10 protein-coding genes and 1 tRNA gene are annotated in these 12,766 nt (G+C 58.3%); 10 read left to right on the top strand and 1 reads right to left on the bottom strand.

Annotated features, from left to right (window positions below; genetic code table 11):
- Window positions 1–22 precede the first annotated feature (22 nt).
- Window positions 23–1,366: an extracellular solute-binding protein gene (locus DCC27_RS06495; protein ID WP_110110588.1), complete on the top strand. Its 1,344-nt coding sequence runs from the start codon at window positions 23–25 to the stop codon at window positions 1,364–1,366.
- A 25-nt stretch (window positions 1,367–1,391) separates the two neighbouring features.
- A complete protein-coding gene (locus tag DCC27_RS06490) occupies window positions 1,392–2,129 on the top strand; it encodes a DUF1868 domain-containing protein (RefSeq protein ID WP_110110587.1) in 738 nt (245 codons plus the stop codon).
- A gap of 113 nt (window positions 2,130–2,242) precedes the next feature.
- Here DCC27_RS06490 and DCC27_RS06485 read toward each other — a convergent pair whose 3' ends face one another.
- Entirely contained in the window at window positions 2,243–2,980 is a 738-nt protein-coding gene (locus tag DCC27_RS06485; RefSeq protein WP_110110586.1) for an HAD family hydrolase, read from the bottom strand.
- A gap of 888 nt (window positions 2,981–3,868) precedes the next feature.
- Between DCC27_RS06485 and DCC27_RS06480 the strand changes: the two genes are divergently transcribed.
- The 8 genes from DCC27_RS06480 to DCC27_RS06445 all read left to right on the top strand — a co-directional run bounded on the left by DCC27_RS06480 (window position 3,869) and on the right by DCC27_RS06445 (window position 12,765).
- Complete coding sequence (locus DCC27_RS06480; protein ID WP_110110585.1) at window positions 3,869–4,486, top strand: septum formation initiator family protein; 618 nt, start codon at window positions 3,869–3,871, stop codon at window positions 4,484–4,486.
- A 43-nt stretch (window positions 4,487–4,529) separates the two neighbouring features.
- The gene (locus DCC27_RS12725; RefSeq protein ID WP_283517149.1) at window positions 4,530–6,209 is read left to right on the top strand and encodes a DUF501 domain-containing protein; all 1,680 of its coding nucleotides are present in this window, start codon (window positions 4,530–4,532) and stop codon (window positions 6,207–6,209) included.
- Window position 6,210: 1 nt separating this feature from the next.
- On the top strand, window positions 6,211–7,647 hold the full coding sequence (locus tag DCC27_RS06470) for a S8 family serine peptidase (protein WP_110110583.1): 1,437 nt from the start codon (window positions 6,211–6,213) through the stop codon (window positions 7,645–7,647).
- A 122-nt stretch (window positions 7,648–7,769) separates the two neighbouring features.
- On the top strand, window positions 7,770–9,179 hold the full coding sequence (locus DCC27_RS06465; protein WP_110110582.1) for an NAD(P)/FAD-dependent oxidoreductase: 1,410 nt from the start codon (window positions 7,770–7,772) through the stop codon (window positions 9,177–9,179).
- Between the two features lie 132 nt (window positions 9,180–9,311).
- Window positions 9,312–9,385, top strand: a tRNA-Leu gene (locus DCC27_RS06460).
- 141 nt (window positions 9,386–9,526) lie between these two features.
- Window positions 9,527–10,387 (top strand): SurA N-terminal domain-containing protein, encoded by an 861-nt coding sequence (locus tag DCC27_RS06455; RefSeq protein ID WP_110110581.1) that lies wholly within the window; start codon window positions 9,527–9,529, stop codon window positions 10,385–10,387.
- A gap of 145 nt (window positions 10,388–10,532) precedes the next feature.
- The gene (locus tag DCC27_RS06450) at window positions 10,533–11,351 is read left to right on the top strand and encodes a Bax inhibitor-1/YccA family protein (RefSeq protein ID WP_110099631.1); all 819 of its coding nucleotides are present in this window, start codon (window positions 10,533–10,535) and stop codon (window positions 11,349–11,351) included.
- A gap of 223 nt (window positions 11,352–11,574) precedes the next feature.
- Window positions 11,575–12,765 (top strand): AI-2E family transporter, encoded by a 1,191-nt coding sequence (locus DCC27_RS06445; RefSeq protein ID WP_210403453.1) that lies wholly within the window; start codon window positions 11,575–11,577, stop codon window positions 12,763–12,765.
- The last annotated feature ends 1 nt before the right edge of the window (window position 12,766 follow it).

The following is a 12,766-nucleotide window of genomic DNA, read 5'->3' as shown; positions in this document are numbered from 1 at the left end:
CTGAGAAAGGAGCGAGAGAGAAATGAAAAAGATATTCAAGCCCGCTCGTGAACTCTTCGTTACCTCTGTCTTGGGCGCTACGCTTTCGGGCTGTGGTATTGGAGGTATCGGAGCTGCAGGCCCCCAATACAATAACGACGGTGCAATTGTCCTCGACTTCTGGCATGGTCAGGGCGGTGACGCCGGAACGATGCTCGAGGAGAACGTCGACGACTTTAATGAAGAGTACCGAGGTGAGATTTACGTTAACGCCATCTATCAAGGGGGCTACGAGGAAAACTTCACCAAGTTGGCCGCGAACATCCAGACCGGTAACGTTCCCGTCCTGATGCAGGCCAATGACATCCAAACCTCCTACATGAAGGATTCGGGCATCACCCTACCCATGCAAGAAGCGCTCGGGGATGATGCCGATGAGGTTATCGACAACTTGCAACCGACGGTGGCCAACTACTACGTCCTCGACGGCGAATTGTGGTCAATGCCACTGTTTACTTCTCTGCCAGTTGCCTACATCAACACCGATATACTTGTGGAAGCCGGCATAGACCGGTCTGAGTTGGTGACTTTCGACGACTATTTCGATGCCGCTGACACCATCTACGAGGAAACTGGAATCCCTGGTCTGGTCTTTGCGACCAATGCCTGGTTCAACGAAGAGTTCACCGCGGGCTTGAACCAGATCTACTGCGCCCCGGATAACGGTGTAAGGGGCGAACGCGCCGACTCCATGGCCTTTTTGACCGAGGACTTCGTTCGATTGTGGGAGCGGATCCAGGAAGGATATGAGCGTGGTTCCATCGTCAACGTCGGCCCCGACGGAAATGCTGGAGCAAACCTGTTGACCTCCGGCAATGTCGGGATGCAGTTCAACTCCTCAGCCAACGTCACCAGTGTGCAAGACTCCGGCATCAACTTCGCCGTCCAACAGCTACCGATTGCCAGCGAGGAAGCCGGTCAGGTTCCCGGTGGTAATTCCCTCTGGGTGCTGGACGAGAATAAAACCCAGGAGGAAGTAGATGCGGCCGTGGAGTTTGCCCGTTACGTGCACTCTGACACGTGGCAGAGCGAAGTGCTGGACAGGTCTGGTGGCGTTCCCAACACCATCTCTGGTGCTGAAAACTCCACCCATAATGCTCCCCAGCAACAAGCTCTGATTGACATCTTGGAAGATATTCCCCCGACGGTAGAAACCGCGGGATGTCACATGGGTGCCCTCAGCCAGGTGCGCGTTGAGGTGGAAAACGCGGTGCAAGCAGTGGCTGACGGAGACGATGTGCGAGAAGCCTTCGAAGAGATGGAAGGTAAAATTGATTTGCACATCGAGCGCTATGAGAATCGTGCAGAGGCGACCGCCGAAGAATAGATGAATAACGGAAAGGTGTGAGAAGATGAGCAGTGAGCAGAACGGAGAAAAACCATTGTTTTTCAGCCCGAACCGTGGTCTTAGTGACCAGTTGAGATCACAGCTGGGGCAACCACCCGTACAAGAAGCCAAGGCGCCACGACGTAAGTGGATCACGGCGGAAGAACCCAACCCCTTTCTGGGGTGGACCATTGTGTCTCCGGTGCCCTTGGACTCTTCGTTCATTGACCCGGCTCACCGCCTGTTAAAGGAGCTGAGAGAGGACTATCAGCCCGGTGAGTGGAGCATCCACCCCTTAAGTAGCCTGCACATGACCGTCTTTGCTGGTGAGACTCAGTACGACCTGCAGGACGCTGGGCGGTCCGTGTCGGACAGACTCGATGAAATCACTGCGAGGATACGTCAGCTGAGCTTCCCTGACCTTGACCTGGTGGTCAAGGTCACGGGATTCGTTCTTAGCAACGACACTGCTACCGCCACGGTGGTACCTGCATCCGAAGACATTGCACAGGTGTTACGTACCTTCCGCGACGAAGTCGCCGAGCTGACCGGCTTTCGTCGGTCCGACCATGACACCGTGCGTTTCCACATTACCTTCGCCTATCGGCTCACAGCCGCCGAACAGGGGACACCGATCGATATAGCGGCCACCGAGGATCGCTACACTCGATTGCTCCGGGAAGCCGGAGATATAGAACTGGGTCGCCCTGCCTACAATATCTTCGAGTCAATGACGTCGTTCCCACCGACGTACTCCTTCTAGGTGTAGGTGGTGGAGCCCCATCAGCCTTGTGGTCCAGGCGGATACCCGGCCCCGCTCATTGACCTTGTGGCAGGCGGTAGTCTCCTGAGTTGACCGTGCGTGGTCCCAGGAGCTTACGTGTTGACGTCTACTCCCAGGTCTCCAAGGGTCTTGCGGGCTTCAGATACGCCTTCCCAGAGTTTGCTGTTCCATCCGAACTGGTTAGCTGCGTCTACATTGCACTTCCGATCATCAAAGAAGACGACATCGGCACGGTTGTGGTTTCCCCAGGTGTCGCTGAGCATCTGTTCAGCAATGGAATAGATTTGCTCGTCAGGTTTGATGAACCCGACGGAGGAGGAAAATACCTTCACCGGAATCCTTCGCCCCCAGTCAGAGGTGGCGACCGCTTCAGCCATGGAAACCGGGGCGTTACTCAGGAGGCCCACAGGGATTTGATGGGCGAGTAGGTCGTCGATGAGCTCTGCAGTCTCCGGGGCTAGGACCGCGTTGCGTTCTCCGTCGAGTTCCCCGAGCTCCTGGGTGTTGAGCTGCGGGTGCGAGGACTTGTTCACCCCGGCCTCACCGAGCACTTTCCACCAGTATTCCTCGTCGGCCATCCCCAGGTCGTAGGCATCGCGGTAAGCCCAATAGGCTTGCATCAGCTGGTCTTCACCCAGTTGGATATCTTGGGAGGCAAGGTACTTCTGCAAGCGCTGAACCCGGTCGCCCTCGGGTACTAAGACGCGTCCGATGTCAAAAACAACAATGATCATCTCATGGCCTTTCTCTCGTGGGATATTTCCGGATGCCCGTGCCCCACAGCCAAAATGCTGGCTGAGCAACGTCGTAGCTACCGGAATGGATGTCATGGCAACTTTGTGATGGTCCGCGGACAACTAGACGGACACCTAGATGTGGAACGTGGGATAAACGTGCTTCTGGCTCTTGGTAGGCTGGTGCCTCTACTGAGGCGGACGGCGCCTCTGACAGGAACACTGGCAACGCCTCGGCGCGGAACTGCTTCAAAAGTTTGACCTGCCAGCACCTGTGCAAGGGCGCTTTAAAGTGACGACCTGTCGTGAGCCTAAGTTGTCGGTCATCGAATTGCCCGCCACCTAGTCCCCGGGGCTCGGCCCCGAGTCCAAAAACGCACACTTCAGTTTAGCATTCACTCACCAGAGGTGGTTCCTTGACCGTCGACCATGTCCGCCCAGAGGTATCGATCAAACAACTCCTTATCCTTGTGGTGGTAGTGATCAGGTCAGCCTTGTTTGTGGTAGTAACCCCACTGCTGTGCCTCAACCGCCGGTGACACTGTGTCAGCGTACGACCGGCCTGACTCCGCCCAGTCCGAAGAAGAACCCGTGTAGGCCGGTTTCGTGGACAAAAGAAGTTCTCGAGGTGGCAGGAGCGGAGTAGCGGTGCAGGGCTAAGACCGAGCACGCTGACAACGCAAATACAATTGTGCCTGACACATCGGAATCGCTGTCGATGCCTGTGGCTATCAGAGTGTCAGCGCAAGTGCGTGATGCCACGACACCGCAAGGCTTGATAGCTGGTGAGTTCAGCACGCTTCAATTTTGCTGCCACGGGCGCGGGCGCCGGGGTCGAGCCGGGGGCAACGACTAGGGTAAGGCCAGAGAGGGTGGACATAGTCGCCATAGTCATAAATCGACATCAGCGGGCCTCAGTGTGAGATCAGTGTCCTGTGGTGTCTCGGCCGACCACTCACTGCGGAACCTACGGAAGGACTAGCCGTGAGATCTCAAAAGCCCAGAGTACCCAAGAACTCTTCCGGAACCAGCGGTTCCCAGGCCGACAGGGGTGCCCAGCGTCGTCAGGACCAGCGCGAGCAAGCGGTGAAACGAGGCACGGCCGCGACCGGCACCAAACGCGGTCAGCGACAACTAGCCCGGCGCGCCCAAGAGCGCGTCCGGCAACGTTACAGTCACGCCACCCCGGAAGAACAACGTCCTGCCCGCAACTTCTCCGGCCGGATGATTGCGGTGATCATGGTGCTGTTTCTTGCTGTGGTGGTGATGGCACCCAGCCTGCGCACTATGTTGGAACAAAACCAGGAAATCTCCCAGGCCGAGGCCGATTTGCAGGCAGAGCAACAGCGCAACGAAGAGCTCACCCAACAACTCAATCGCTGGGACGATCCGGCGTATGTGCAACAGCAAGCCCGAGAACGGTTTAATATGGTCATGCCAGGTGAACATAAATACCTGGTGGTCGGTGGCGAGGAACTAGCCGAAGGCGAGGAGCCGGTGACCGAGGAAGAAGAAATTACCGAAGACCAGGCACCGGCCTGGGCCGATGACTTTTGGAACTCTTTCGTCCACGCCAGCCAACACCAAACGAGCCAACCATAAAACGCAAGAACCAAAGAATACTCCCGCACAGCATGGAGGATGCGTGGCCACGGTAGACCACCCCACTGAAGCAGACCTGCAGACCCTCAGTCGTCAGCTGGGGCGACCGGTGCGCGATGTGGTGGCCATCGGTGCACGGTGTCAGGGATGCGGGTCACCCCTGGTTGCCACCACAGCGCCACGACTGTCGAATGGTATCCCGTTCCCCACCACGTTCTACCTGACCCACCCGCTGGCTACTACCGCCGTGTCCCGGCTGGAAGCCACCGGGATCATGGCGGAGATGACCGACGAACTGGCTCACAACCGGCACCTTGCTGATCAATACCGGGCTGCCCACGAGAATTACTTAGCCGAGCGTGATCGGATCGGCCAGATTGCCGGGGTGGGCGAGGTCCCCGAAATCGAAGGAATTTCTGCCGGCGGAATGCCCGAACGGGTCAAATGCTTACACGTGCTGGCCGCTCACTCCTTGTCGGTGGGCCCCGGAGTCAACCCATTGGGGGACCGCGTGTTGGATCTGATCTCCGAAGAGTTCTCGGCGCAGAGGTGCCGGTGTGAACACGGATGGGACGATGCATCAGTCGCCCCACGTCAGGATCTGTCCCGCCACGTGCGTCGACTCAACCGGCAGGGGCGGACCAACCCGATCCAGCACCGTCGGGTTAGCGCCGATGAGGCCACTGCGGTGGCTGCTATCGACTGCGGGACGAATTCGCTTCGTCTGCTGGTGGCCCGCCCGGTTGCTGACCCTGACACCGGGGCCAAACTGGTCGAACTGCACCGTGAAATGCAGGTGGTTCGACTGGGCGAAGGGGTAGACCAGAGCGGAGAATTTGCCCCGCAAGCCCTAGAACGTACTTTCGCCACCTGCCGGGATTACGCCGAAGTGATTGAACACCACCGCGCCGAGACCGTCCGGTTTGTAGCCACCTCGGCCTCCCGTGATGTCTCCAATCGCGATGCGTTCATCGCCGGGGTGCGCCAGGCGCTGAACGTGACACCAGAAGTCGTCTCCGGCGCCGAGGAAGCCCACCTAACCTTCTGCGGTGCCCTGAGTGCCCTCGATGATGCACAACTCCAAGCCATTGCTGTCGAGCGCGAAAACCCGGATCAATCGGTGCGGGTCATGGTGGTGGACCTCGGCGGCGGGTCCACCGAGTGCGTGGTCGGCGAGGTGGGTTTTGCCTCGGGACATCGCGAGATTACTCTGGTTGGCTCGGTATCAGAAAACATCGGGTGTGTCCGCTTCACCGAACGATACCTGCGTTCTGACCCACCGACCGCCGAGGAAATTGCCGTTGCAGACCGTGAGCTCAACGAGGTTTTCACCCGAGTGCACGAGGAACTGGACTTCTCCACGATCGATGCGGTCATCGGGGTTGCTGGGACCGTCACGACGCTCACCGCAGCGGCGTTGGGCCTGAAAGAATACGATGCCGATGCCATCCACGGCGCCCAACTGGATCGAGAAACCCTGAAAGCCACTGCGGCCACCTTGCTTCACTCGACCCGCGCCGAACGGGCCAACCTAGGGTTCATGCACCCGGGCCGTGCCGATGTGATCGGAGCCGGCGCGCTGATCTGGTCGACGTTGCTACAGACAGTGCACGACGCTACTGGCGGAAAACTGGCCGCCATTATCACCTCCGAACACGATATTCTCGACGGCATCGCCCTATCGCTGATCGGGCCGAACGACAGCAGGGTCCAGGACTCATAGCATGAAGGTCGTGGTGATCGTCAAGCCACTGAGCGATGCAGTTCTACGTGCGACGACGCTGGCTCTTGCTCTGTTGTTATGCTTGGTCAGCACACCGGTGCCCAAAGCGCAGGCCGATCAATGGCGGGACAGCCAAGAGTGGATCACCGAGTACGGTTTCGACCAAGCCTGGAAAGAAACCCGCGGCGAGGGGGTCACCGTTGCGGTGATTGACACCGGTATCGATGACACGCACCCGGATTTGACTGGCCAAGTGGTCGGGGGAACCGATGTGTCAGGGCAGGGCCACGGCGACGGTACCAAACCGATTGGTGAGGATCCTCACCACGGCACGAGCGTGGCATCTCTGTTGGCCGGGCACGGCAATAATCTGCGCGAGGTTGACGAAGCCACTCAGCAAGAGCCCGAGAACGACGACAATGACGAGGAAGATGCCAACGCCTCTGAGGATGCCGAGACGGACACAGAACCAGAATCGGAGCCCTCTGCTGAACCGGGTCCCGGAGACGACGGCATCATCGGGACCGCACCCGAAGCGCAGCTGCTGAGCATTTCGGTCTATCTCGGCGAGGGCGAGGATGTTCCCAGTGCCGAAGAGCAGATTGCTGAAGCCGTGACCTGGGCGGTTGATCAAGGTGCCGATGTCATCAATATTTCACTGGCCTCCTCCGAACAAGATTGGCCAGAATCCTGGGACGATGCCTTTCTCTACGCTGAGGAAAACGACGTGGTGGTCGTGGTGGCTGCCGGAAACCGGGCCGGTGGATCGACGACGGTGGGAGCCCCGGCCACCATCCCTGGTGTACTCACCGTGGCAGGACTGGACGCGGATGGATCCGCCAGTTGGGACTTTTCCACTGAGGGCATCACGATCGGTGTGGCCGCCCCGGCCGACCCGCTGGTCGGAGCAACCTCGGACGGCGGGTATCAGAACTGGTCGGGAACCTCTGGTGCCGCACCGCTGGTCTCGGGCCTCGTCGCGCTCGTGCGCTCGGCCCATCCGGAGGATTCGGCAGCACAAGTCATCAACCGAATTTTGTCCACGGCCCAACCTGCAGGCGATTCCGGCACCGATGCGCTCTACGGTCACGGAGTGATCAACGCCGAACAGGCCGTCACCGCGCAGATGCCGACCGTAAAGGAAAACCCGATGGGCTCGATGGCCGAGTGGATCCGCGTACACCGTCGTTCATCTGGCGACGATGCGCTCACCGGTAGGTCTGACCAATATCAGGGCCACGAGCCGGTGGAGGTGCCCACCGAACTGCCGGGGGATGCCACAGCCCAATCGACTCCCGCGACACCGATGACCGGTGCGGCCAGTTGGTGGCAACCTGTCATGGTCATCGGTGGGACGGGCCTGGTGGTAGCGCTGGCCGGGATCGGAATATGGCAATTGGCGACCCGCCGAGCTGCTGGTCGTCCCACGAGTCGTTAGCCCGCCCACAACCTGAATATCTCACCGTGTCAGAATGTGGTATAGATCTCACTGTGTAGTTAATACAATCAACCGCCGCTGTTGAATTCACAACCGCGCGTAACCGGCCTAACATAGGAAACATGGCTATAACTCCTCAATTATCACCGAAACCACGCGTGCTCGTTGTGGGCGGCGGTTACGCCGGCATCACTGTTGCACGGAAGCTCCAGAAAAAAGTTCGTGATCGGGGCGGTGTGGTCACCGTCGTTGACCCCAACGCATACATGACCTACCTCCCGTTCCTGCCCGAGGTTCTCGGCGGACACATTGAGGCCCGCCACGCTACGGTGGACCTGCACACTCACCTCAAGCACGCCGAAATCGTTCAGGGCTCGGTCGTCAATGTCTCTCACGCCGAGAAAATCGCGACTGTAGCCGCCGAAGACGGCGAACAGTTCGAGATTCCATACCAGGACATCGTGATGACCGCAGGTTCTAACACCCGCGTATTCCCGATCGACGGTCTAGATAAGACCGGCATCGGTATGAAGACCATTGAAGAGGCAGTCACCCTGCGCAACCAGATCCTGGAACGCGTCGAGTCGGCAGCCTTGATGACCGACGCTGCTGAGCGTCGTCGCGCGCTGACCTTCGTGCTAGTCGGTGGTGGCTTCGCCGGTGTGGAGACCATCTCCGAGATCGATGACCTGGTCCGCAACGCCATCGCCCGTAACTCCCGATTGTCGCAGTCCGAGGCTCGCGTCGTGCTCGTTGAAGCTATGGGACGCATTATGCCCGAGGTCTCTGAAGCGCAGGCGGAGGGCGTTGTCGAGCACCTGCGCGACCGTGGCATCGAGGTGTTGCTGAACACTTCGCTGGACAGCGCCGTTGATTACGAAGTTAAGCTCAAAGACATGCGTGACGATTCACCGGCCGGCTCCTTCTACGCTGACACCATCGTGTGGTCCGCCGGTGTTGCTGCCAACGGTATGGCCAAAGAAACCGATTTCCCGGTGGACGACCGTGGTCGCATCGAGGTTACTCCGACTCTGCAGATCTCGGATGGAGACGGTGGCGTGACTGAAGGTGCCTGGGGTTGTGGCGACATCTGCGCTGTGCCGGATCTGACCGGTGATGGCCCCGGTGGATTCTGTGTGCCGAACGCACAGCACGCCGGCCGTCAGGCGAAGCGCCTGGCCGAAAACCTATTGGCCGTACGCTTCGGCGAAGGTGTCGTTGAAGAGTACTACCACAAGTCTCTGGGTACCGTTGCCGGAATGGGGCTTGGCAAGGGCGTCGGTAACCCGCTGGGCGTTGAACTCAACGGCCTGCCCGCCTGGCTGGCACACCGTGTCTACCACGCCTACGCGTTGCCGACCCTTGAGCGCAAGTCTCGCGTGGTCTCCGGCTGGATCCAGGAACTGCTGTGGGGTACAGACACTACCCAGACCAAGCGTCTGGAGCGTCCGTTCAACGCCTTCCGCAAGGCCGCCGGTAAGCCTGAGATTCCGTCACGGTTCACCAAGAAGACCGAAGAAATCGAAGCCTAAGCTCTCGATCACACCAGCGCAGATGACATTTGTGACGCGCTGAGTTAAAACAACGGCCCCGGTCGGGCGCCTCCAGTATGATCTGGAAGGTGTTCTGGCCGGGGCGTTGTGATGTCTCGGAACCACGAACGAGCCCCCATAGCCCAATTGGTAGAGGCAAGCGACTTAAAATCGCTGTGTTGTCAGTTCGAGTCTGACTGGGGGTACCGGCGTCCTGAATAGAGGCTGATGATTCACTGAATCGCCTATTCAGTTTCGGGGACTACACTCGGGGTGATCATCCCAAGGAGACGCGCAACCGGCGCGAGGACAGCTCCTGACACCCAACCCGAAGGGACGGTAGACGTTTGCTCGGCAAAAAGATCCTCAGTTCCATCGCACTGATTGCCATGTTGAGCCTGTCAGCCTGTAGTGCAGACGAGGAAAACCCAGATGGAGCGCCCGAAGCCTCTGCATCGGCTGGTGACCAAGGAGCGCTTCCGGAACCAAATCTCGACGACGTTCCCGACGTGGTGGCCACGATCAACGATACCGAGATCACCAAAGAGGAATTTGCTACCAACTATGAGTCTCAGTATCAGCAGATGGCGTACCAGGCTCAAATGAGCGGTTCGGACGTTGACGAAGATCAGCTCAAACAGGAGAGCCTGGAGATCATGATCGGCAATGAGCTGTTGCTCCAAGAAGCAGAGGACCAAGATATCGAGGTCACAGAGGATGATGTCGATGAGTTCCTCGATGACTTTGCTAAACAACAAGGGCTGGAATCTCAGGACGAGCTCATCGCGCAGTTTGAGGAACAAGGCATGGACGAGGAACAACTGCGTGACGATTCCAAGAAACAAGTTGCCATGGATCAGCTGATCGAGACTCTCGATGTTGACGAGCCTTCGGAAGAAGAGCTCAAAGATCTCTACGACGACCAGATGGAACAACAGAAGCAACTCATGGAGGCTCAAGCCTCGGCTGATCCGTCCGCACAGGCCGAGGATGGATCGTCGGAATCCGCCTCGGGCGAAGACCAGCTACCGAGCTTTGAAGAGTCCAAGGACGACCTGGAAGAGCAGGTCAAGCTTCAAAACGAGAATGAAGCGATCACTGAATTGGTGGAGGATTTACGCGAGGATGCCGATATCGAGATTTTCCTCGAAACCCCCGCTACTACAGAATCTAGCTCTGAGGACGATAGCGACGAGGACGCTAAGTAACAAGTGTGCCGGATAGTGCCATACAGCAGGGGATTATCACCGCTGGTAGTTAACCTAGCTTGCGGGTAGTTAGCTAACACCGGCGCAGTGGTTACCGTTAGACTGGCACATGAACACCTGACCGTCAGATACGAGAGGACGGCCCATGGCCAACCCAGTCTTTAACTCCGACAATTTCAAGCAACAAGCTTCTGGGGGCGTGCAGACTCCTCAGACCATTTCCGCATCTGAACTCGAAGAGATGTATGCTCGCCCCTCCGCGACTCCACAGGATACCGGGCGAGTCAGCTACAATGATGTGATCCTGCGGACCGCTTCCCAGCTAGCCGTGGTGTTGGTCGGAGCTTTGGGACTGTGGTTTGCCGGAACGATGCTCGGATTGGGCGGAATCGTCGGTCCCGCCACGCTCATCGGTGCTATTGGCGCGATCGTCCTGTCCTTGGTGAACGCGTTCAAAAAGCAGCCCTCACCGTTGCTGATCACGCTGTTCTCCCTCGCGGAGGGCCTGTTCCTTGGGGGGATCTCCCTCACCTTGGACGCCATGTACCCGGGGGTGGCCAGCCAGGCTGTTCTGGCGACCTTGTGCGTCTTCCTGGTGATGTTGGCGCTATTCTCCTCTGGTAAGGTCCGTGCTACGGCTCGTGGCATGCAGATCTTCATGCTGGCCTCTCTAGGTTACGCCGTATTTGCATTGGTGAACTTCGTGCTGATGATTACCGGAGTCACCGAGGGGATGTTCGGTCTACGTTCGGGCTGGCTGGGTGTCATCGTCGGCGTGATCGCGATTGTTTTGGCCGCTTATTCGCTGGTGATGAGTTTTTCCATGATCCAGCAGGGTGTGCGCAACGGTGCCCCACGCTCCTTTGCCTGGACTGCAGCATTTGGCTTGGTCACCGACTTGACCTGGCTTTACCTGGAAATTCTGCGTGTGCTGTCGATCTTGCGCGAGGTGGCCGATGCGTGATTCCCGGCGCACGGCTATCGTATTTTCGTCAGGTCACGATCTGAGGTGACCGATAATACGGGCGGTGTCACGCTGAGGCCACCTTTGGTTAGTCTGCGTGACACCGCCCGCGTATGTTCTGTCTTGGGTTTTCTTCACAATTTCCGGGACAGAGTATGCTTACAAGGGTTGAGGCTTGGCACGAGCCTTTACCGTAGTGATCAGCACAGAGAGGACCTGGCCGATGAGTTCAGCCCCTCCGAAAAGGCCTGTCGAGGACTCAGAGTTCGACTCGCCTACTTTGGCTGAAGTCGGGAGAAAACTAGCGGCTGACATTCCCTACGGTGTCACTGTCGCAACTGGATGGGCGCTACAGTTCATTATTATTGTCGTCGCGGCAGGTATCGGAATTTGGCTGTTTTCACACGTCTCCCTGCTCGTAATCCCGCTACTGATCGCTGCTTTGCTGTCCAGCCTGCTCTATCCGGTGCATAGCTTTTTGAAAAACCGGTTTCGGTTCCCCGCCTGGCTGTCGGTAGTTACCGTGATGCTAGGCTTCCTCTCGCTCATCGTGGGACTGCTGTGGCTGGCAGGGCAACAATTGGCCGTCGGGTTCGCTGATATGTGGCAGCAGATCCAAGAAGGCATCGTAGGACTTTTCGCCCTGGCCGAGTCCTACGGTCTCACCACAGACCGATGGCAAGAAATCCTGGCCGATGTCTGGAACACCTTTACCCAGAATTCCGACGCTCTCGTCTCCGGGGCCATCGGCTTCGGCTCCACCGCGACGAACATCGGTGCCGGAACACTGATCGCGCTATTCGCGTTGATCTTCTTCCTCATCGACGGTTCCCGGATCTGGAACTTCATGCTCAACTTCGTGCCACGTCGCCACCGCCGTGCAATCGACGGAGCCGGACACGCCGGTTGGAAGTCACTGGGAAGCTATGTGCGAGTCCAAATCTTCGTGGCCTTCGTTGACGCGGTCGGAATTGGCTTGGGCGCCTGGCTACTCTCGGTCCCGCTCGCCCTGCCCCTCGCGGTGCTCGTCTTCCTCGGTTCTTTCATCCCCATGATTGGTGCGGTTTTGACCGGTGCGATCGCGGTGATCCTAGCACTGGTTGCCAACGGTTGGGTCAACGCGCTGTTGATGTTAGTGGTGGTGCTGATCGTGCAACAAGCCGAATCACATATTCTGCAACCACTGGTTATGGGACGCGCCGTGCAGCTACACCCCTTGGTGGTATTCCTCGCTGTCTCTGGCGGTACTGCGCTGATGGGTATCGTCGGGGCGATCTTTGCGGTACCGGCCATTGCCTTCGCTAATTCTTTCGTCCAATATCTGGCGGCGCGACCATGGGAGAAGAACAAAGATCCCCACGCGGTCGACCCCGAAGCACCCGATGAGATCGCCCCCAGCGCTGGCGACCTCTGAC

Source organism: Auritidibacter sp. NML130574 (assembly GCF_003185725.2).
Classification (GTDB): domain Bacteria; phylum Actinomycetota; class Actinomycetes; order Actinomycetales; family Micrococcaceae; genus Auritidibacter; species Auritidibacter ignavus.
This window is presented reverse-complemented; position numbering and strand designations above follow the sequence as displayed.